General features: G+C 65.5%; 16 protein-coding genes. 8 read left to right on the top strand and 8 right to left on the bottom strand.

Going from position 1 to position 19,814, the window contains the following annotated elements; all coding sequences use genetic code 11:
* Positions 1–179 precede the first annotated feature (179 nt).
* On the bottom strand, positions 180–995 hold the full coding sequence (locus P1K32_RS05205; RefSeq protein ID WP_276251645.1) for a helix-turn-helix transcriptional regulator: 816 nt from the start codon (positions 993–995) through the stop codon (positions 180–182).
* A gap of 198 nt (positions 996–1,193) precedes the next feature.
* Here P1K32_RS05205 and P1K32_RS05200 point away from each other — a divergent pair, with 198 nt between their 5' ends.
* Together P1K32_RS05200 and P1K32_RS05195 are read left to right on the top strand one after the other, a co-directional pair.
* Positions 1,194–2,645 carry an aryl-sulfate sulfotransferase gene (locus P1K32_RS05200; RefSeq protein ID WP_276251644.1) on the top strand — a complete coding sequence of 484 codons (1,452 nt, stop codon included), beginning with the start codon at positions 1,194–1,196 and terminating at the stop codon, positions 2,643–2,645.
* Between the two features lie 75 nt (positions 2,646–2,720).
* A complete protein-coding gene (locus P1K32_RS05195) occupies positions 2,721–3,557 on the top strand; it encodes an alpha/beta fold hydrolase (protein WP_276251643.1) in 837 nt (278 codons plus the stop codon).
* A 54-nt stretch (positions 3,558–3,611) separates the two neighbouring features.
* Here the strand turns inward: P1K32_RS05195 and P1K32_RS05190 are convergent, their stop codons facing one another.
* Positions 3,612–3,797: a hypothetical protein gene (locus tag P1K32_RS05190; RefSeq protein WP_276251642.1), complete on the bottom strand. Its 186-nt coding sequence runs from the start codon at positions 3,795–3,797 to the stop codon at positions 3,612–3,614.
* Between the two features lie 211 nt (positions 3,798–4,008).
* Between P1K32_RS05190 and P1K32_RS05185 the strand changes: the two genes are divergently transcribed.
* From P1K32_RS05185 to P1K32_RS05175, 3 genes are all read left to right on the top strand, one after another.
* On the top strand, positions 4,009–5,199 hold the full coding sequence (locus P1K32_RS05185) for an AI-2E family transporter (protein ID WP_276251641.1): 1,191 nt from the start codon (positions 4,009–4,011) through the stop codon (positions 5,197–5,199).
* A 62-nt stretch (positions 5,200–5,261) separates the two neighbouring features.
* Positions 5,262–5,651: a secondary thiamine-phosphate synthase enzyme YjbQ gene (locus P1K32_RS05180; protein WP_276251640.1), complete on the top strand. Its 390-nt coding sequence runs from the start codon at positions 5,262–5,264 to the stop codon at positions 5,649–5,651.
* Between the two features lie 120 nt (positions 5,652–5,771).
* Positions 5,772–6,566, top strand: coding sequence for an HpcH/HpaI aldolase family protein (locus tag P1K32_RS05175; RefSeq protein WP_276251639.1), 795 nt, complete (start codon positions 5,772–5,774; stop codon positions 6,564–6,566).
* A gap of 142 nt (positions 6,567–6,708) precedes the next feature.
* Here P1K32_RS05175 and P1K32_RS05170 read toward each other — a convergent pair whose 3' ends face one another.
* Positions 6,709–6,846, bottom strand: a complete 138-nt coding sequence (locus tag P1K32_RS05170) for a hypothetical protein (RefSeq protein WP_276251638.1) — start codon at positions 6,844–6,846, stop codon at positions 6,709–6,711.
* Between the two features lie 386 nt (positions 6,847–7,232).
* Between P1K32_RS05170 and P1K32_RS05165 the strand changes: the two genes are divergently transcribed.
* Positions 7,233–8,279: a DUF1616 domain-containing protein gene (locus P1K32_RS05165; RefSeq protein ID WP_276251637.1), complete on the top strand. Its 1,047-nt coding sequence runs from the start codon at positions 7,233–7,235 to the stop codon at positions 8,277–8,279.
* Between the two features lie 24 nt (positions 8,280–8,303).
* Here P1K32_RS05165 and P1K32_RS05160 read toward each other — a convergent pair whose 3' ends face one another.
* Positions 8,304–9,890 carry an alkaline phosphatase family protein gene (locus P1K32_RS05160; RefSeq protein ID WP_276251636.1) on the bottom strand — a complete coding sequence of 529 codons (1,587 nt, stop codon included), beginning with the start codon at positions 9,888–9,890 and terminating at the stop codon, positions 8,304–8,306.
* Between the two features lie 333 nt (positions 9,891–10,223).
* On the opposite strand from P1K32_RS05160, the gene P1K32_RS05155 reads away from it, so the two are divergent.
* Both P1K32_RS05155 and P1K32_RS05150 read left to right on the top strand, forming a co-directional pair.
* Positions 10,224–11,858: an alkaline phosphatase family protein gene (locus P1K32_RS05155; RefSeq protein WP_276251635.1), complete on the top strand. Its 1,635-nt coding sequence runs from the start codon at positions 10,224–10,226 to the stop codon at positions 11,856–11,858.
* Positions 11,855–13,378, top strand: coding sequence for a flippase (locus P1K32_RS05150; protein WP_276251634.1), 1,524 nt, complete (start codon positions 11,855–11,857; stop codon positions 13,376–13,378). The genes P1K32_RS05155 and P1K32_RS05150 overlap by 4 nt, the downstream gene beginning before the upstream one ends.
* 7 nt (positions 13,379–13,385) lie before the next feature.
* Here P1K32_RS05150 and P1K32_RS05145 read toward each other — a convergent pair whose 3' ends face one another.
* The 4 genes from P1K32_RS05145 to P1K32_RS05130 all read right to left on the bottom strand — a co-directional run bounded on the left by P1K32_RS05145 (position 13,386) and on the right by P1K32_RS05130 (position 19,811).
* Positions 13,386–15,182 carry a hypothetical protein gene (locus P1K32_RS05145; protein ID WP_276251633.1) on the bottom strand — a complete coding sequence of 599 codons (1,797 nt, stop codon included), beginning with the start codon at positions 15,180–15,182 and terminating at the stop codon, positions 13,386–13,388.
* Between the two features lie 179 nt (positions 15,183–15,361).
* Complete coding sequence (locus P1K32_RS05140) at positions 15,362–17,263, bottom strand: hypothetical protein (protein WP_276251632.1); 1,902 nt, start codon at positions 17,261–17,263, stop codon at positions 15,362–15,364.
* 462 nt (positions 17,264–17,725) lie between these two features.
* Positions 17,726–18,910, bottom strand: coding sequence for a hypothetical protein (locus P1K32_RS05135; RefSeq protein WP_276251631.1), 1,185 nt, complete (start codon positions 18,908–18,910; stop codon positions 17,726–17,728).
* Between the two features lie 379 nt (positions 18,911–19,289).
* Positions 19,290–19,811, bottom strand: a complete 522-nt coding sequence (locus P1K32_RS05130) for a DUF7261 family protein (RefSeq protein ID WP_276251630.1) — start codon at positions 19,809–19,811, stop codon at positions 19,290–19,292.
* Positions 19,812–19,814 lie beyond the last annotated feature (3 nt).

Here is a 19,814-nt window from a genome sequence, read left to right as displayed (position 1 = left end):
GGCGGCCCCGAGGGAAGAACCTGTGGCCGAAGGTGTTACAGCTCCTGTAACATCCATCAGCGGATAAGTATAGGGAGCCAGCGTCTGAGCCTCCTACCGGGGAGCCTGCCCAGGTCCCGGCACCGACCGCTTCGGCCCTCCACAGCTGGCAGCGCACCGACGCGCTGCCCGTCCCCGTCTCAGCGGTCCCCCACCGTGTTCTCCGCGTCGTACAGCGTGGCCAGCGGGACCGAGCGCTCGCGGTGGCGTTCGAACACCTCGGTGGTCCAGTCGTACAGGTCACCCTCGCCGGCTTCGAGCATCGCCTTGAGGTTGTTGCCGTCGTCGTAGGCGACCACACAGCAGCGTTCGTCGTCGAAGGCCACCCCGAGGGAGATGGGTGTCTCGTGGACGTAGATGGTTATGCCGTCGTGGTCCGCGCCGAACTCCAGGTCCCCCTCGTACTGGTCTCTCGACTGTTCCAGCACCGCCGAGTCGATGACGAACTCGATGTCGATGTCCCCGCTCAGCAGCTCGGCGCCGATCTCGTTGAACGGCTGGGCGACCACCGGCGAGATGGCGTGAAACTTCCCCTCGACCGCCTGTAGCCACCCGGTGAACCGGCTGAGGACGGCCAGCGGGCTCCCGTCTTCGCTGACCGTGAGTCGCCCCGACTCCAGTGCGCCCACCGGAATGTCGTCGGCGACCGGCCCCAGATGCGCCGCCAGGGGGCCGCAACGGCGGGCTCGCGTGACTTCTTCGTGGAGTGCCTCGTAGTGCTCACAGACGCGCCGTCCGGTCACCGTCGCCCGGTAATCCCCGTCGTGCTTGACGACCCACTGTCGCTCGCGAAAGCCTGCGAGGATGCGTTGAATTGTCGTCCGCGTGGCGTCGATATCCGCACACAGCTCGTGGGGACGGGCCGGCTCCTCACAGAGCGCAACGAGGACCGCTCGACGGTGTGGCGACCCGGTGAGAAACTGGATGTCCCCGTACACCGCCTGGTCCTGTGGCATTGCTGTTGGCAGGCTTTCGAGAGCCAGGATTGTTAGTGGTACGGTTGTGTGGGCCGGTGACACAGGGGGACGTCGGTCCTGTGACCAGCGGCAGTGACCGACGGCGATAGCCCGGTAAGCACTTGCTACCGACGCCAGCAGACCCTTACTCAGGGACAACACGTCAATACTGATATCGCCCCGCGCAGGCCAGTCCGTGTGAGCCGTTTCGTCCCCGACTGGGTGAGCCGCCGCCGACTCAGGCTGGCGCTGCTCGCCGTGCTCGCGCTCTCGGTGCTCGTCGTCCTCCAGGGCGCGGCGACGGCCCCGCGGACCGGGACCGCTGCGGACGTGCCCGAGGCGCCCCCGAGCGACGGCATCACCGTCGCGACCGAGTCCGCCCGCTACGGCACCATCATGGCCTGGCACCCCAACGGCAGCCGGCTCTACTACGAGGACGAGCACACGAAGTACTTCGACGTCGACCCCGTCGCGGGGACGGCGGCGACCGTCGAGTACACGGCCACCGACACGATTCACACCGAGGGTCCCGACTGCCGGGCCCCGCCGTGTGCCCGTAACCTGGTCGAGCGGACGAACCTCACGACCGGCGAGACGACGGTGATACGGTCCCGATACGACGACACGGAGACGGCCGCGGAGTGGCACGACCACGTCCGAGTCAGCGAGAGCGAGATTCTCGTCGCGGATATGAACGCCGACGAGGTCCTGCTGGTGAACACGACGACGGGACTGACCGAGTGGCGCTGGGACGCCCAGAACGCGTTCCCGGTCACCGGCGGCGGCCCCTACCCCGGCGACTGGACCCATCTCAACGACGTCGAGTTGCTGGACGACGGCCGAATCATGGTCAGTCTTCGCAACCAGGACCAGGTCGTCTTTCTCGAGCGTGAGACCGGTATCCAGTCGAACTGGACGCTCGGGGCCGACGACCAGCACGATATCCTCCACGAGCAGCACAACCCCGATTTCATCCCCGAAGCGCGAGGTGGCCCAGCCGTGGTCGTGGCCGACTCGGAGAACGGCCGCGTCGTCGAGTACCAGCGAGCAAACGGGAGCTGGGAGCAGTCCTGGACCTGGACCGACGGGCAGCTCCAGTGGCCCCGGGACGCCGACCGACTGCCCAGCGGCAACACGCTCGTCACCGACACCCACGGAGACCGCGTACTAGAGGTCGCGCCCAACGGCAGCGTCGTCTGGTCGGTCCCCCTTGCCCATCCCTACGACGCCGAGCGGCTGGGGACCGGCGAGGGGAGTTCCGGCGGGGAGAGCGCCCGGCAGGCGAACCTCACTTCGCGGACTGGCGGCCAGCAGGCGAGCGATTCGAACGCCAAGAGCGACCGGGACGCCGTCGTCGCCGTCGCGAAGCTCCTCCGGCAGGTCGTCCCGCCGCGGTGGCTTAACGCGGCCTACTACGTCGCGCCGGTGTGGGTGGGCGTGACCGAAACCGTCGCGACAGTGCTGGGCCTGGCAGCTATCCTCACGTGGCTCCTGCTCGAACTCCGGTGGCGCTCGCTGCCGGTCGGCTTGCGACTGCCGGTGTACCGGGCGCGAGGCGACGCTCGCGACCCCGACGGGGCGGCCCGAGAGCAGGTTCGCGTCGAGGACGGCGGGACCGCTGACGAGGCGGGCTCGGAGTCCCGCGAGTGACGCGCCGGAGAAAGTATTTAACAGGCACTATTTCTTTCCGTCCGGCCACCCAGCTTCGACCCGGAGGAACTCACTGTGTCAACGTACGCCGACTGGAAGTCCCAGCAGGACCACGCCGCCGTCACTGTCGACGGCCACACCCTCGACGTCGCCTACTACGACGCGGGCGAGGGCGACCCCGTCGTCTTCGTCCACGGCATCCCGACCAACTCCTTTCTCTGGCGGGACGTCGTCGAGCCGATAGCCGCCCAGCGGCGAGTCATCGTGCCGGATATGCTCGGCTACGGCAACTCCTCGATGGCGGACACGTTCGACCGCTCGATTCGCATACAGGAGCAGATGGTCAGGGAGCTCGTCTCGGCACTCGACCTCGGCACCGTCTCGCTCGTCGGCCACGACCTCGGCGGGGGCGTCGCGTTGCGCTACGCCTCGAACACGCCCGAGCTGGTCGACCAGCTCGTCATCTCGAACGGGGTCGCCTACGACTCCTGGCCCATCGAGACGATTACACAGCTCGGGCTGCCCGAAACTGCCAGAGAGAACGACGTCGAAGATATCCAGCAACTGCTGGAGAAGATGTTCAGGAACACGCTCGTCGGCGACGACCCCGACGAGGCGTTCCTGGAGGGGATGAAAGCACCGTGGGCGTCCGACGAGGGCGTGACGTCGCTGGTCCGGGACGCCATCGCGACCAACACCAACCACACGACCGAGATCGACCCCGGGAGTATCACTGCGGAGACGCTGTTGCTGTGGGGCGCCGACGACGAGTTCCAGCCGATAGCGACCGCCCACCGCCTGGAGGACGACATCGAGGACACGACGCTTTCCGGTCTAGACGACGCTACCCACTGGGTGATGGAAGACCGCCCCGAGCGGTACCGCGAGGAGCTGGCCGACTTTCTCACCTGAGCGACCACCCCCATCGCGGGCCGGAAAACAGGCTTCGCTCGACGTTCCAGCGGGTCAGTGGCGCTCGAACCCGAGGGGCCGCTTGCAGCCGCCACAGAGGAACAGGTTACCCGTCTTATCGCTGTACGGGGAGATGGTCCCCTCCTCCGTTGCTATCTCCGTGAGTTCTTCGCCCTCCTCGAGGTCGTCCGTGGTCTCGATGTCTTTCCCACAGTCCGGGCAGGTCAGTGTGTCTGCCATGCCGGTCAGTATGTCAGCAAATGAGAAAGAAGTTGGCCTGTCGGGCACGGTGGTCACACATGGCCGGTGCGTGGCGGTCCGCAGTCGACGGGCTTGCAGTGGCAGGCACGGCGGATTACTCTGTGGCAGTCACACCTGTGCGCACAGTGGTACCGACGGCGTTCTCGCCGCCCGACCAGTGCCCGTGCCGTGACAACATCCGGAGAGCGTCGTGAACGCGCTCTCTCGGAACCGGCTCGGCTGGTGGGGCTACGTCGCCGCCCTCGCGGTTCTGGCCGCCCTCATCGGACACAGGTTCATCGACCTCCTCGCGCTCGGACTCTTCGGCTACTACGCGACCAGACCGATAGCCGACCGCGTCGGAAACGTGGTAGAGTCAGACCGACTCGCGGCCACGGTGACCGTCCTGACGGTCCTGGTGCCGGTGTTCCTCGTCGCAATCTACGCCGGCCTCCAGATACTCCGGCAGGTCAGAAGACGGTTCGACGACGGTGTCGTGTCGCTGCTTACCGCCCGTTTCGGTGACCTCGATGTGGTTCCCGGCTGGCTGTTTTCCAGTCTCGAGCGCTTCCTGGCGAATCCGCCCTCCCTCGCACAACTGACGCAGTTCCTCTCCGGCCCCCGTCTCGAACGGGCGCTCGGGCTGCTCGGCACCGCCTTCGATACGCTGTTGCTGCTGGCGCTCGCGACGACGCTCGCCTACGCACTCTTGCGGTACGACGATGTCCTCGCGAGGGTCTTCGCGGCCCTCGTCGGCGGCCGGGAGACGACCGCCTACACCTACACGCTGGCCGTCGACGACGACCTCGAGTCCATCTTCTACGGGAACCTCCTGTTCGTCCTCGCGATGTCCGTCGTCGCGACGGCCGCCTACGCGGGGACGAACGCCCTGGCCCCGCCGGGGCTCCACGTCCCGCTGGTCCTCCCGCTTGGCTTTCTGACCGGGCTCGCCAGCCTGCTTCCCATCGTCGTCGGGAAAGTGATCTACCTCCCGGTGGTCGCCTACCTCGGCCTCTCAGCGATGGGGACCGGCGGGCGGGGGCTGCCCTTTGTCGCCGCAGTGCTGGTCGCGTACTTCCTCCTCCTCGATATCCTCCCGCAGACGTTCCTCCAGCCGTACGTGACCGGCCACCATCTCGACCCCCTCATCCTGCTGTTCGCGTACATCCTGGGGCCGATATTTTTCGGCTGGTACGGCTTCTTCCTCATGCCCATCGTCTTCGTCCTGGGTATCGAGGCGGTCCGTATCGTCCTCCCGGAACTGCTTCACGGTGAGTCGATAGACCCCACAGCGGACGTCGCAGCACAGCTGGGCGCGCCGGCGGAGGACCTCCACGAGGAAACCACCGACGGCGAGGCGGAGGCCGCGAACGACGACGACGGGAGCGCCCCGCAGGACTGACCCGCTTGTCGGCCCCGGGGCCACACCGTCGGAATCTTATCGCCGTCACCTGAAGTCGGCGTATGCCCTTCCACGTCGAGACGACCGACCGCCTCGACATCGTCGACATCACCGACGAGGTCGAAGCCGCGATTCCCGACGATTTCGGGGACGGCCTCTGTACCGTCTTCGTCCAGCACACCACCGCCGGCGTCGTGGTCAACGAAGCTGAACAGCGGCTGCTCGGCGATATCGAGCGCTATCTGGGGGAGCTGGTGCCCGACGAGGATGGCTACGCCCACGACGCGCTCGACGGGAACGCCGACTCGCATCTGCGGGCGCTCTTGCTCGACGAGAGCGTCTCCGTACCGGTTCGGGACGGGACGCTCGCCGTCGGCACGTGGCAGTCGATACTCCTTCTCGACTGTGACGGCCCGCGGACGCGGTCGGTGACTGTTACCTGTACGTCGTAGGGAGGACGCCGTCGGGTCGGATACCAGTCGCCGGCGTGGTGCCGACGCCGTCCACTGCGCTTGCCCGGCCCGAATGACAACGCCCCTACACTTATCGGTTAGCAATCCGACATATGTGTCATGGAATCTTCAGGTGCGGCCAACGAACTCCCGGCGACGCTGCAGGCGGGCGACGTGGCCCTGGGGCTTCTCGACAGCACGTACAGTCCGACGGTCATGGAGTTCTGTGGCGAACTCGGGCTCGATTTCGTGTGGCTGGACCTCGAACACGGCGGGCCGGACCCGTGGCACGCCAACAGTCTCGAACACTTGTTGCTGGCGGCCGAACGGACGGGTATCGACCCGCTCGTCAGGCTCCCCGATACGGACCCGACACTCGTCCGAAAGGCCCTGGACCTGGGCGTCAGGAACCTGTTTCTCCCGCGCGTCGAGAGCGCCCAGGAGGTCCGCCGGGCGGTCCGCTCCGCACGATACCGCTACGACGGCGGGCCCGGCGACCGCGGTCTCGCGGCCCCGCGGGCCAGTCGCTGGGGACTCACAGAGGAGTACGTCGAGCGGGAGGACGAACAGACGCTCGTCGGCGTGACCATAGAGACCAGCGACTCGGTCGACGCGATCGACGAGATTCTCGACGTCCCGGAACTGGGCTTCGTCTTCATCGGGCCCTTCGACCTGTCGGTGTCACTCGGCCACCCGGGCGAACTCGACCACCCGGAGGTCGAGGAGGCCGTCGAGACGGTCCGTTCGGCCGCTGTCGACGCGGGCGTCCCCGTCGGTGGCCTGGGCTTCGGGATGGACGACGTCAACGAGAAGGCCGCCAACGGCTACCAGATTCTCCATCTGGGCAGCACGACCGGGGCGCTCCAGACGGCAATCGAGGACTGGCTCGACGGGTTCGAGGGCGAGCGGTCGTGACGTAGGTGTGGTGGTTGCCCTCCGTTCGGACAATACGGAGTCGATTAGCCTTTGGCGCGTTGCCCTGCTGGCGCTGATAGTCCACGTCCATGAGTCCGTCTCCTCAAAGCCCCGGCCGATGTTGCGCCTGTCTACCCGCAGGCTACAGCAGGTTCTCTCGGATGTATGCGTCGACGGCCTCAGTGTCGTCAAGGTCGGCGAGGGTGTCGAGTGCGGACTCGATGGCCCGGGTGTCCAGTCCCTCGTCGTGTCGTGCCGCCTCGCCGAGCGAGACCAGCAACCCGAGCTTGTTCGTCTCGATGCGATGTTCTCGCGTGCGACGCAGACATCGATGCCGTAATCGCCAGGTGAGAGGACGGTGAACGGGTCCAAGAGGTCCAACGGCTCGTCTCCGGCCTGATTCATGTCGGTGTCGGCCTCGTTGAACCACGCTCGTTCGAGGTACGGCGCGTCGGTCGGCGGTCGACGTGCCTCCCGACGGTACCCGGAACAGCCACAGCGTGAGACTCAGGCCCGTACGTGGTTCGACAGCATAATCTCGGTATAACAATGTGACCGAGCGGGGAATCTCGGCTATAATATGTCCGGCTATCGGGCTCCTTTCTCGGGTCCCCCGGAGGTTGGTCGCGGAAGTGTACGGGTCATTGCACCGCGGTGGCACCAGCGATGAGGGGCCCCTCGACTGACGACCGCTGGTGGAGTGGGGCATCACTGCAGTCGCTGGCAATTCCCGCAGACCTCGCTGCCACCGTCGTGACCGTGGGGATGGCGACGGGCGCCCTCCTTTCACCCGCGGCACAGTGGCCGGTGGTCCGTTTACTGGTCGGCCTCCCGCTACTCTTCTTTCTCCCCGGGTATGCGCTGGTGTCGGCACTTTTCCCCCACCGACTCGGGGACACAGCGGTCGAGTCTCTCAACACGGACGGCACGGGCAGGAGGCTGTTGTCGACGGACCGGCGGATCGGCTGGCGCGGGCGGCTCGTCTTGGCGTTCGGGTTGAGCGTCGCGCTCCAACCGCTTGTCGCCGTCGGGCTCTCGTTGCTCGCTACCGAGTACACGTTACTCAGTATCTCGATAGCCCTCGGTGGCGTCACCGTGCTGTTCGTCACCGTCGCCATCGTCCGCCGGCACAGTGTCCCCAGTCACCGCCGGTTCTGCGTTCCCTACCGCTCACTCGGCCGCGAGTTGATTGGCAGACTGTATCGCCGCCCCGCACGCGGTGACGCGGCGTTGAACGTCGCGCTCACCGTGGTCGTCCTCGTCTCGCTCGTCGGCGTCGGCTACGCGATGACCGTCCCGAACAACGCCGAGAGGTTCACGTCGACGACACTCCTGACGGAAAGCTCGCAGGGTGAGCTCGTCGCAAACGACTATCCCGAGAGCCTCGACGCGTCCGGCAACGAGTTCGTCATCAGACTGGAGAACAACGAGCGCGAACAGACCACCTACACCGTCGTCGGGCAGCTCCAGCGGGTAGACCGGTCGTCGAACCAGGTATTCAGGCGCCAGACCGTCTTACGGACCTCGACCACGCTGAACGCCGGCGGGTCGTGGACGCGCTCACACACGGTCGCCCCAGGCATCGCCGGCGAGGACCTGCGACTCATCTATTACGTCTACCGGGGCGAAGCGCCCGCGACACCGACTGTCGACTCGTCGTACCGGTACGTTCACGTCTGGGTGGACGTCCCGACACGCCAGCCCGGCTCGTAGCGGACTTCGACGGGACGTATCCCCTCAGTTCAGGTAGCCCAGTCCGCGGAGACGCTCTTCTACGCCCTCGAAGTCGTCGCCAGTGCCGTCTCCGTCAGCTGCCTCAGGGGTAGCGACCGCCCGACGGGTGACCGGCGTGCGGGTAGAGAAGATATTCGTGAGGACTTGGCCGTCGGCAGAGGCGGGAACCGGGTCGCCCAGGCTGTGGAGCACCGTCGGCGCAACGTCTACGACAGCCGACGATTCGAGCGTGGTATCTGGGGTAATAGACGGCCCCGCGGCGAAGAAAATCCCTTCCCGCCGATGGTTCGCACTCACATCGTGCGGTTCGAGTGGGCTGACTACCTGCTCATTGAGCCCGACCGCTTTCGAGTAGCCCGGTACTGGACGCACGATAAGGTCGGGTGACCGCTCGTCTTTCTCGAAGAGTCTGTCGCCATCGAAGACCTGCAGTACTGTCGTGCCGGTGTCCGGGTCGGTGTAGGTGCTGAACACCTCCGCTAACTCTGTCTTGACCCGGTCTCGCTCGTTTGGGTCGACGACGCCGTTCTCGAACCGGTCGGTGTCGTTGACATAGACGCAGCCGGACCCGTGGACGAACCCCTGTGTGCGGCTGAAGTCCACGTCGAAGAGGATGTGCGACCCGGGGACCTGTCTCGCGGCCGTCTCGACCAGTCGGTCGGGGAGATACCTGAGGAGTCGCTTCTCGGTGACACCCACGGCCTCGAGCATCGAGAGGACGTCGTCTTTCTGGAGTCCGGCGCTCGCAAGTAATTTCCGAACCCCCTCAGTGTCGCGTCGCTTGAGATACCCCTCACGTTCGAGCAATCGGTTGACCGAGATTCGCTTCTCGCTCGGTCCAAACCCGTGGTCGGAGACGACAAAGAGGTTGGCGCCTCGCTCCTCTGTGTACGCCATCACCTCGCCTAGTATCTCATCGAGCGTCTGATAGTGGTCGACCAGCACCGTCTCGTCCCAGTGCAGATGCTGGAGGCGGTCCGGGGCGGTGTAGACGAAAAAGAACAGCCGCCAGTCGTCTCGCTCCATCAGTAGCCGCATCAGCTCGCGCCGGGCGGTGACGTGGCCCTCCAGCGCCGCCAGGAACGCCTCGGGCCTGTCGGTGTACTCGCTCCAGGTCAGTCCGATTTCGTAGTCGGGAATCTCCTCCCGAATCCGCTGGCAGAGCGCCGGCGGGTGGGTGAACTGCTCGTTCATCTCGGGGGATATCATCCCCGAGACGAGTTCCCCGTCTATCTCCGTCGCCGGGTAGGTCATCGGAACGTTGGCGACGACGGCGGGACGGACCTGCTCCCACAGCGTCGGGTAATCGACGTCCCGGCTCGTACACATCTCGTGGCCGTACTCGCTCGTGACCCGTCGGAACCCGTAGACGCCGTGTGTATCTGGCCAGACGCCGGTCGCAATCGACGGCCACGCGAGGGCAGTGTTCGGCGGCATCGTACTCTCACAGGCGCTGGACACCCCTGACGCTCGGAGCCGCTCGAAGTTCGGGAGGTGGCCCTCGTCGATCCAGTCGTTGAGCTTCCCCCACGGGACGCCGTCGAGGCCCAGGACGAATGCCCGCTTCGCGCCGGTCTGTTCGTCAGACATCGTTGACCCTCCGGTTGTCACCATGGAGGATAACAGTAGCCCACAGCATATGCCGTGATTTCAGAGAGTGGCATTTGTTACTCAGGAATTATAACCAATTGGATAGCTTTAATACGCCGTCACGGTACGGCAACTGTCGTTGTCCGGGGACTTCGTTCCCCCCGTCCGCGGTGCGTGACACGCGTCGGTGTCCAGGTGCGCACGTCTGGTTCCGGGTCTGATAATATGGTGATAACAAAACTGGGTGACCGGTAAGAGCCGGCACATGCACACCGGTTTTCATCGTCTGTCCGGCGCGCCGACGGCCGTTCGGGACCCCGGGAGGCGAGTCGAATGAGCAACGGCCTTCGGACGCTGGTCCTCGGATTCGACGCTCTCGACAGTCAGTATCTCGAACTGTTCAGCGACGTGACGCCGACGCTGTCGCGGCTCTTTTCGGCCGGTATCTCGGCCCCGCTCGACTCGACAGTGCCGCCCTGGACCGCTAGCGCGTGGCCGTCGATGTACACCGGAACCGATCCGAGCCACCACGGTGTCTATGGCTTCTTCGACTACGACTACCCCGACGAGGGCGACCTTGTCACGCGGAACGACGTTGCGGCGCCGGCGCTCTGGAACTACCTCACTGAGGTCAGCGCCCCATCGGTCGTGCTGAACGTCCCGGTCACCCATCCCGCGGAGCCGCTTGAGGGCGTCCTGGTTCCGGGGTATCTCGCCGGCGAAGACGACGCCGGCTACCCCCGTGGCGTCCGTGAGGAACTCTCGGCGGCGCTCGGTGAGGAGTACCGAGTGTACTCGAGCGGTGAATCGTCGGACGACCCGGCGACGAAGCTGGCGGGGTATCTCGACCTCATCGACCTCCGGAAGCGGGCGGCCGTCGAACTGCTGTCGAACCGTGACTGGGACCTGGCTATCGTCCAGGTCCAGAAGACAGACGCCGTGTTCCACAACTTCGACGACGAGTCCGCGTGGCGCGCCGTCTACGAGGCGGCCGACGACTTCGCGGCTGCAGCGCTCGACACCGTCGAGGAACCCTGCAACGTCGTCGTCTGCTCCGACCACGGGATGGGCCGGAAACAGGGGTACCAGATACAGCTCAACGACGTATTACACCGCGCCGGGTATCTCACGGCAACGACTGACTCGGAGACCGTCTCGCTGGGCGAGGCGAAACAGCGAAAACACAGCGGGGCCGACGCGGACGCCAGTGACGGGCGCTCGCTCGTCACGGCCGGCGCCACGACCGCCGAACGTCTCCTGTCGCGCGTCGGCCTCACGCCCGGTCGGCTGTACAGCGTTGCGGAGACCATCGGTGTCGAGGACATCCTCTTCGATATCGTCCCCAACTCGGTTCGACAGTCCGTCGGCAAAGGGGTAGACTGGCGTGAGTCGATGGCGTACTGCCGTTCCGAGTCGCGCCTCGGCGTCCGAATCAACCTTGCGGGCCGCGAACCGGCGGGTGTCGTCTCCGAGGCGGCATACGAGACTGTCCGGGGGGAGCTCGTTTCGCTCCTGTCTGAGCTGGAAACGCCCGACGGGTACCCCGCCTTCGATTCGGTGCTACCCCGTGAGGCGGTCTACGAAGGGCCACACGTCGACGCCGCTCCCGACATCGTCCTCCGGCCGCGCAACGACGACCACGTGCTCTCGACCAGCCTCTATGGCCGTCCGTTCCTCCCCGCTGACGTCCACGACCACGACCCGACGGGCGTTTTCGCCGCCTACGGTCCAGGCTTCGACCACGACGCGACGGTCGACCGCCTTGCCCTGCCCGACGTCGCGCCGGTCGTGATGGCCGCGCTCGGTCACCCGGTCCCCCAGCGGATGACGGGGACGGTCCCGAGTGGCTTGCTCGAGGCGCCGGTCGAGCGGGCCGACTACGGCGAGGTGCCGTTCGGCAGCGACCGCACCGTCGCGGATGCTCGCGACGACGTGACTGATGCCCTCTCGGACCTCGGATACATATGAGCGAGACGGTCGAGGAGAACATCTCCGCACTGCTGTCGAGCGCGACGCTCGTCGCCGTAGGCAGTCTGGTCTACTCCGCGTCGACGCTGCTCGAACGGGTCATTATCGGCCACCTGCTGACGCCCGACGCGTTCGGCGAGGCCAGTATCGGCATCGCCATCATCCGCCTGGGGGCGACACTCTCGATGCTCGGATTCGGCCAGGGTGTGACGCGGTACATCTCGCGGTTCGATTCGCCCGCCGATCGGCGCGGCGTCTGGCTCAGCGCGGTCGCCGTGACCGGCGTGGCGACGGTCGGCCTCACGGCCGTGCTGTATCACAGCGCGCCCGACATCGCGGCGCTGCTGTTCGACAGCTCCGGCGCGCCGGCGGTCGTTCGGACTTTCGTCCTCGCGCTCCCGCTCATGGTCGGTATGCGGCTCGGGCTCGGCGGGATTCGCGGCATGGAGAACACGGTCTACCGAACCCTCGTCCGGGACCTCCTGTTCCCGCTCAGCCGCATCGCGCTGTTTGTCGCCCTGGTGGCGGCGGGGTACGGCCTCGTCGGAGTGAGCTACGCGTACGTCCTCGCCGCGGCGGCCACCTGTCTGCTGGCTAATTACCTCTTTCACCGGCTGGTACCGCTGTTTGGCCCGAGCAGGACCCACGTCACGGAGCTACTGAAATTCTCGGCGCCGCTGGTGGTCGCCGGAATCCTCGGCCAGTTGCTCACCCGGACCGACACTATCATGCTCGGCGCGCTGAGCGACAGTTACCAGGTCGGTATGTACAACGCAGCGCGACCCCTGGCCGGCGGCATCCTGATCGCGCTGTCGGCCTTCGGGTTCCTCTACCTGCCGATGATGTCCCGGCTCGACGCGGACGCGAAGCGCGAGCGGATGGACCGGATATACAAGACGACGACGAAGTGGATATTCGTCGTCACCTTCCCCGCGTTCCTGACGTTCGTCTGCTTCCCCGCGGACGTGTTGCGGGTATTCTTTGGCGAGGCCTACACCGGCGGCGCGCCGGCCCTGGTCGTCCTCTCTCTCGGCTTTTTTGTCAACGCCGTCCTCGGGCGAAACCGCGAGACGCTGTCCGCGCTCGGCCTGACGACGTATCTGCTCGGTAGCAACGCGCTCGCTTTCGTCACCAACGTGGTCGCGAATCTCCTGCTCATCCCCGCCTACGGGCTGGTCGGGGCGGCCGTCGCGTCGGCCGCTTCCTTCCTGGTGATGAATCTGGTCGTGTCGGGCGTCCTGATTCACCGGTTCGACATCTCCCCGTTCTCCTCGTGGTCGGTCCGAACCTACCTCGTCTGTCCCGTCGCTGTCGCCCCGATCGTCTACGCGCTCTCACAGGTCCTCACCCTGACGGCCGTGACGCTGCTACCGTTCCTCGTTCTCGTCGGGCTCGCCACTCTCACTGTCGTCTCGGTGACTGGCTGCCTCCAGCCCGAAGACAGAATCGCCGTGGAGTTCGTCGAGGAACGTATCGGCCTGCGAGTCCCGCTCATCCGCCGCTGTCTCCCGCAGCGATAGCGCGACGCTACTCCGCTGTCAGGAGATAGAGCTGATAGCCGCCGTTCGTGTGGACGCGGTTGCTCCCGGGCGTCGTCCGAAGGCGCTCGAAGCCACGTTTCGGGTAGCGGAATCCGTCGTAGAGGACGACCTCGCGCTGGTAGGTGGACTGAGAGACGGGGACGTACCGCGGCGAGTCGTAGTGGGTCGTCACGTTCGAAGCGAACACGGCCTCGGGGATGCTGGCTCGCTCCCCGGTGACCCCGAGCCGCTCGGACCCGACCGTCCCTCGTGTCGCATCGAGCTGCCGTCGGGGCCCACTACGAACTCCGGCAAAGGCGACCTCACGGTCCATGTACTCGGCGGTGGTGTCGGTACCGGACAGTTCCATCTTGGTCACGTCGCTGGTCGGTTGGTAAATGAACGGGGCCCCGTGGACGGTGGCCAGCGGGAACAGGAACAAGAGCAGGAACACCACCACCAGCCCGAGCCGGACACGGCGTCCGCCGAGGACGGCCCGCAGGCGCGACGCCCCCATCGAGAGTGCCATCGCTCCGAGGATAGTCACCGGCACCATGACGAACCCGACGTACCGGAAGTGCTGGGTGGTCATGCTGGACGCGAAGAACACGGCGAAGGCTGCTGACAGCGTCACCAGTGCCACGACCACGTAGCTCAGGAGGGCGTTGCGCTCGGCGAGCCGGTCGTCGAGAGCGCCGCTTGACAGGGCCACCACGAGCACCCCGGCGAGGAAGCTGAAGATAGCCGACACGAGGAACAGTTTCACGAACAACCCACCGATATCCGCGCCGAGCAGCTCCAGTGAGCCGGACCGCTGGCTTATCTCGTCGGCGGGCGTCGACCCCTGGAGCACCCGGGTCAGCACTGTGTTGATGGTCCGCTGGACGCGAGGGTGGCGCGGCGTCCAGACAGCGAAAGCGACAACGGCGACGGCCGTCGGGACATATACCGGTCTGTGGTCGGCGACGCGGCTGTCTGGGCGAACGCGCCGAGCGGCGAGCTGAAACGCCGCGATGGCTAGCAGGACGGCGAGCACGCTCAATGCCCCCTGTGGATGGACGAGGATGAGCGCGAGCGAGGCGACGACGAGGGCCACCCCGACGGGCGTGGCGATTGGTCGCCGGGGCGGCGTGTCGTCGGACTGGGAGACGTACCGCAACGTCAGGTAGAGCACGAGCGGTGAGAGCAGGAGGCTCTGGGTGATAGGGTGGGCCATCAGGTGGACGCTGACGTTGTTGTTCGGCAACAGCAGGAGCGCCGCGAACACGCCGACCGGAACGGTGTACCTGTTTTCCCCAAGGAACGACACACAGCGGGCGGTAAACAGGAAAAAGACCGCGACGAACGCCGCCAGGACGACTATCTGTGCCTGGCCGACCTGCACGCCGAGCAGTTTTCTCGCGAAGATGGTCATCGTGTGGATACCGGGGTACAACATCTCGACCGGCTCGAGCCGCCCCGCCAGAATGTCTTGCGTCCACCCGGCGTGGCTGAGCGAGTCGCCGCTCCCGTAGTGGTAGTAGCCGCGAATCGCCGGCAACACGACGACTGTCAGAACCGAGAGACCGCCGAGCAAGAGTGCAGTGTCTCGGAGTGGTGGCGACTCGATGTGGGTGAGTGCGACACCGAGGCTCACGGTGAGAGCGACGGCCACGCTGACCCAGTACAGCGTCGGCGTCGCCGCGTACACCGAGAGCTCGTACCCGGTCGCCGGCGATTCGTACGCCGCCAGCGTGCCGATGAGGAGCGCAAGGTAGCCGACAACGAGTGAGCCTTTCGACGGGCGTGACCAGTCTGACAACATGCGTACACGGGAAGGGGCGCGTGAGATACCAGTTCCTCACCCACCGCGTGCATTGTTATGGTCGGATTTCGCCGTCGGGCCACAGCGGACACAGAGCTGCCGGCCCGTTTGGCCGTTCCTGTGCGGTCCCCGGGACCTGGTCGGCTCCGTGTCGAGGGCCGTCCGATGCCGCGGCCGATTTATTCTGTGACCTCTTCGATGGTCACGGTTGCCTGTCCGGTGACCCGCATCGAGACGAGGTGGCCAGCGAACCGATAGCTATCGATGTCGTCGCCCAGCGTCCCGTTGACGCCGGTACCGGTGACTGTGTCGTCGGCTTCGGTGTCGTCGAGCTCGGTGTCACGCTCCATGGCCTCGCTCACTTCGATGGTGTACGTCGCCGGGCCCGGGTCTCCCGTGCCATCGACGACGAGGCGTTTTGGCAGCTGGTTCTCCTCGTCACCCGAATCAGTGCCGTCGTCGGTGCTCGTCTCGTCGCCGACGGCCTCCGGGTCGATCGTCTCGCCGTCCAGCGTGACCGTCACGTCGTCGGGCGAGTCGACGGTCAGTTCGAGCAGCTCCCCGGTGATCGTGTAGCTGTCAGTGCTGAACCAGACGACCCCCTCGACCGAGCGCTCCGAGATGGTGTCGTCAGGGTTGATGTTGTCGCCGGCTGTCACCGACTCCGAAACGGTAAACGAGTACGCCTTTGGCTCCCGGGTCGACCCCGTGAGGGTGAGTTCCCTCGAGGTCGTCTCGCTCGAATCCTCACCCAGCGCCGTCGGGTCGATAGGGCTCCCGTTGACGAGGACTGTCATCTCGTCGAGTGCGTCGCTCTCGAAGCGTACGAGTTCGCCCGAGAACTGGTAGCTGTCGCTGCTCGAGAACATCGTCCCGTCGACTGAACTCTCATTGACCGTATCGTCGGGATTGATATTGTCGCCCGCCCGGACCTCGCCAGTGACCTCGAAGGTGTAGGACTTCTCGGCCGAACTGGTACCGTCGACCGTCAGTGTCTGGTCGAGCGCGTCCTCCGTGTCCTCCTCAGTCCCGTTTCCCGACGTGCTGTCGTCGCCGTCCTCGTTTCCCGACGTGCTGTCGTCGCCGTCCTCGTTTCCCGACGTGCTGTCGTCGCCGTCGAGTTCGGCAAGCGAGGTGGCCGGCGACTCGGCCTCCGAGCCCGTAAAGACGTTCGTGGCTGAGTCGAATCCGGTGACGTCTTTGTCGCCGCTCCCAGTGACGTGGACGTTGTCCGCCGAGAAGGTGCCGCTCTCGACGACCGCCGCGCTGGACTCCGTGTTGTTCTCGATGAACAGGCCCGAAACCTGTCCACTCGGGCCCTCGGCGCGGTCCGGGACGATGAACGGCTTGCTGGTGTCACAGGTGATGTGGACGTTCTCAACGGTGATGTCGTCGCCGGGGTACCTGATACGGAGCCCGCGCCCGCTCTTGGCACCGTTGACGTAGGCCGGCACGTCCTCCTGAACGATGACGCTGTCGCGGATGGTGTCGCCGTCGCCGCCCAGGCGGACGCCGTCGATGTTGTTGTTGACGAACAGACATCGCTCGACGAGGACTCTCCCGCCGCCCCCGTCGGACTTGCCGTACGGGCCCGCGTAGAGGCCGTTGTTCGGGAACCCTTCGACGTGACAGTTCGTCAGGTGAACCGTTCCCTCGTGATCGAGGCCGACGTAGATGCCGATAGCCCGACCATACCCCACGTCGCCGTCGGGTAGGTTGAAGTTATCGAGCCGCACTGTCGAGTCCGGGTCGCGGGCGTCGAACCGGAACCGACTCTTGTTCTCCTCGGACTCGACGGGGCCACGGACGGTAACGTTCTGTATGGTGAAGTCGCCGCCGCCGACGGCGAAGATGCTCAGGTTCCAGTAATCGCCCTCGAACCGGAACGTGACCTCGCCGTCGCCGACGAGCGCCGCGTCCTCGTATCGGCCGTCCAGGCCGTCGCCTCGCCACTCGTACTCCCCGGCGGGGACGGTGACCTTGGTCCCATCCTCCAGGTGCTCGTCGAGGTAGTCGTCGATGACGTCGCCGGCCTGTAAGCCCTCCGTACCGAGGTCGACGGTCCGCGTTGTCGCCGACACGCTCCCAGTGGCTGTGGACGAAAGCGCTGTTCCTGCTACCAACCCACCAACGGCGAGTTTCAGATAGCCGCGACGGTCGGTAAGGTGAGTATTCTGTCTATCGTCTGAACCGTTATTTCCTGCCATCGAGTGCTATGGTCTGCTTAACTGAGTTAAGTGAAGTCACAGCTTGATAATCGGTATCAGGGAAGTTACCAGCACATAGTTATCACCTACTGCCAGATTCTAAACCGAAAACTCTGCACTGCTCACCTATTGACACGAAAACAATACGTGTTTATGTGATTCAGATTATATTTGTGCGTCAGTTTGGCGGACGCTCTTCCAGAGCGTGATACTGATACCGCTTTCTGTCCACCACAGCGCCTCGCTCCCTTCCACCGCTTCAGCTGGCCGGCGACGTTGGGCGGCAAAGCCGCCCGACCGCTTGAGGGACTTCGGTCCTGTTTCGAGGTCTCCCCGTCACTCGGCACTCGCCCTACTATTCGTCCGAGCCGAGAACGGCGAACCCTCGCAACTGTTCGTCCCTCCCGTATCAACGCCACTGGTCCGGACCTGTGACTGGTCCTCGACGATTGGGTCACCGGTCACGTTCAGCTGTGAGTGCGTCACGGCCGACCCGTCCGACTGCACGAACACGATGCCGTCACGGTTCTGGCCGAGCTGTCGGACACAGAGATTGCGGAACTTCGACCCTTCTCTGCCGACCACCCTGATGGCATACTTCTCTGACGTGGACCCACTGATAGCGACGTTCTCACAGACCAGTCGGTTCGTCGCTCCGTTTTCGCCGGCCTCACTGGGTCTCTTGGCACGTATGGCGGGGACACCCTCCGCGTCAACCCGAATTACGGTTCCCTCGATAGTAGCCGACCCCATCGCGTTCGATAGCGTCATCGCGCCGCCGCTGTCTGTCACCTCCGTGATCTCGATTCGGCAGTTCCGCACGATTGTCCCACTGCCCCCCCGGAGGCGGATACCACGCATGTTCTCGACCCCGTCGCGAGATTCGTCACAGACTACATGGACACCGCTGACGACCCCTCCACCGCTGACACGCACGCTGGCGATACCGTTGTTGGCGTAGCGTCCGCCGTAGACATCGACGATGCCAGGTGAGGGCGAGGCGTACAGCCCGTTGTCCGGGAACCCCACAATCGTACAATCGTGAAACGCGATACGCCCCTCGCTTTGTGGGCCGACGAGACACCCGGTTGCCCGCCCGTTTGGAGCCCCGCCGTCCGGTAGCTCCAGTCGCTGGACCTGGCCGCGGCCGTCCGGGTCTGTTACGTCGAACCGTGTGAGTCCGCGCCCCGTATCTTGCAGTCCGGTAACGGAGACGTCCCGCACGAGGAGACCATCAGCGACGGTTGCGTGGACGATTCGGGGACCGGTCCCCGTCGCTGACACGTCGAACGTGAGGCCGTCGAGGAGTAGACGCCGGGCCGACCGCTGGTTGCCGAGGACGAACAGGTCGTCGTCGTAGCCGCTCGGTGGCACCAGCGTGGCGTCCGGTCCGTAGATGCCGAAGTTCTCGAACTCCATCTGCGACCACGCCTCGTCCATCCGGTACCGGCCAGGTGGGAGGTAGACGAGCGTGTCGTCTCCGGCCACGTCCTCCAGCGCAGAATTGATCGGCTTCGACACACCGGTTTCAGCTCCCGCGCTCGTGATGTTGACGACGGTCCCGAACCGATCGGCATACGTAACCGGGATGCTCGCCCCGTTCACCCCTGTCTTCTTTCGCTCGGTCTTCCCGACACTAGTCTCGGGCGGTGAATCTGTGCCGGGGCAACCAGCCAGTACCCCGAGCGAGCCGACTGCACCGAGACTGGCCAGAAACTCTCGACGGTTCATCGTGGCCGGCACCTCGAAACGCTGTCGTCGACGCTCCATACCACTCGTGTACTCGCTGTGAGTCGCTGCGGTGATCCTCCGGTAGTCATTGTCGGATTTCCGAAACCGACCGCAAAAGGTATCTGCGTATTATCGTCTGTCTCCGTGGCCCAACACGGCGGCTCGCCTCTCAGTCACTGACGCCCTCGAGGACCACCGTTACCGTCGTCTCGCCCTGTTCCGTCGTCGTCGTGACGTCGAAGCCGACCGCCAGCACGTGCGTGCGGTCGACGCGGTCCTGGACGACGACGCCCCGGTCGGTGGTACAGGCGCCAAACTCCCGACCCGAGCCGCTGGGACAGTTCCCCGACTGCCAGGCGCTGGCCGCTGTCGCGTTGTAAGTTATCTCGGTGACGGTGCCACGCTCCATCTCCGAGGTCTGGAGGCGCGAACGCACCGGATCGAGGTCATCGCGGAACGCCGTCACCGCTTGCTCCCGCTCGGCCCACGCGTAGGTGCCGGGCACGGACTCGCTCTCCCGGGTGACGGCGCGGTCGAGGACGCGGACGGTGTCGCCCGTCGGCTCGTCGACTGCACTCCCCGCGCGGACGTCGTCGTGATAGCCCAGCTGGAGATACGCGAGTACTACCGGGGCGAGCGCGACGGCCACGAGCACCGCGGCGACGAGGACGAGCTGGCCGCGCTCGTTCATCAG

The sequence above is a fragment of the Haloarcula rara genome (genome assembly GCF_029338235.1).
Classification (GTDB): domain Archaea; phylum Halobacteriota; class Halobacteria; order Halobacteriales; family Haloarculaceae; genus Haloarcula; species Haloarcula rara.
The sequence above is the reverse complement of the archived record's forward strand: the minus strand, read 5'-3'. Positions and strand labels throughout refer to the sequence as shown.

Excerpts from the sequence above, each read along its gene's own strand:
- P1K32_RS05205 (WP_276251645.1), bottom strand. The coding sequence starts at position 995 with ATGCCACAGGACCAGGCGGTGTACGGGGACATCCAGTTTCTCACCGGG.
- P1K32_RS05190 (WP_276251642.1), bottom strand. The coding sequence starts at position 3,797 with ATGGCAGACACACTGACCTGCCCGGACTGTGGGAAAGACATCGAGACC.
- P1K32_RS05180 (WP_276251640.1), top strand. The coding sequence starts at position 5,262 with ATGCCCTTCCACGTCGAGACGACCGACCGCCTCGACATCGTCGACATC.
- P1K32_RS05175 (WP_276251639.1), top strand. The coding sequence starts at position 5,772 with ATGGAATCTTCAGGTGCGGCCAACGAACTCCCGGCGACGCTGCAGGCG.
- P1K32_RS05165 (WP_276251637.1), top strand. The coding sequence starts at position 7,233 with ATGAGGGGCCCCTCGACTGACGACCGCTGGTGGAGTGGGGCATCACTG.
- P1K32_RS05160 (WP_276251636.1), bottom strand. The coding sequence starts at position 9,890 with ATGTCTGACGAACAGACCGGCGCGAAGCGGGCATTCGTCCTGGGCCTC.
- P1K32_RS05155 (WP_276251635.1), top strand. The coding sequence starts at position 10,224 with ATGAGCAACGGCCTTCGGACGCTGGTCCTCGGATTCGACGCTCTCGAC.
- P1K32_RS05150 (WP_276251634.1), top strand. The coding sequence starts at position 11,855 with ATGAGCGAGACGGTCGAGGAGAACATCTCCGCACTGCTGTCGAGCGCG.
- P1K32_RS05145 (WP_276251633.1), bottom strand. The coding sequence starts at position 15,182 with ATGTTGTCAGACTGGTCACGCCCGTCGAAAGGCTCACTCGTTGTCGGC.
- P1K32_RS05130 (WP_276251630.1), bottom strand. The coding sequence starts at position 19,811 with ATGAACGAGCGCGGCCAGCTCGTCCTCGTCGCCGCGGTGCTCGTGGCC.